This window comes from Aphanothece microscopica RSMan92 (assembly GCF_046613545.2).
In the GTDB taxonomy this organism is placed as follows: domain Bacteria; phylum Cyanobacteriota; class Cyanobacteriia; order PCC-6307; family Cyanobiaceae; genus NIES-981.
This window is the reverse complement of sequence record NZ_JBKKKY020000560.1, coordinates 1-437: the sequence shown is the minus strand read 5'-3', so window position 1 is coordinate 437 and position 437 is coordinate 1. Positions and strand designations below refer to the sequence as shown.

1 protein-coding gene is annotated in these 437 nt (G+C 50.8%); it reads right to left on the bottom strand.

All coding sequences use genetic code 11. The annotated features are described in order from the left end of the window. Positions 1 to 437, bottom strand: a 437-nt coding sequence (locus tag ACLD7X_RS19050; RefSeq protein WP_411425246.1) for a hypothetical protein, incomplete at both ends; no start/stop codon positions are given.

The window sequence follows — 437 nt, the reverse complement described above, 5'->3', positions numbered from 1 at the left end:
ACCTTATGGAAACGACGTCCTTCTGTGGACATGTAGAACGTTTCCTCTGGCACTATTTCCATTCCTACACGCGAGCTCTGAATGTCGGGATAGGCAGCAAAGATGGCAGACACGTCCGAAACCAATACGCGTGCATCGGAAATGGAACCACGAATCGTGGAGAGTCGCGTTTCAGCGTCGGCGGCTGGTGGAAGGAGGATAAAATCCGGAATGGTATCAATCCGGGTGCGATTTTTAATGGCCGCCTGTTTTTTTGCGAACAGCTCTACCGCTTGTTTGTAGCATGCGTCCGTTGCAAGCCATAATTCACGGCGCAGGGTGCGCTCGTTCAGTTCAAATGGCAGCCGACGGTTGCGAAATGCCTCTTCATCATCACTTGTTCCGAAAAAGCCAAGCGAGACATCGAAGAAATTCGTGTTGTCGAATGTCTCATTGCC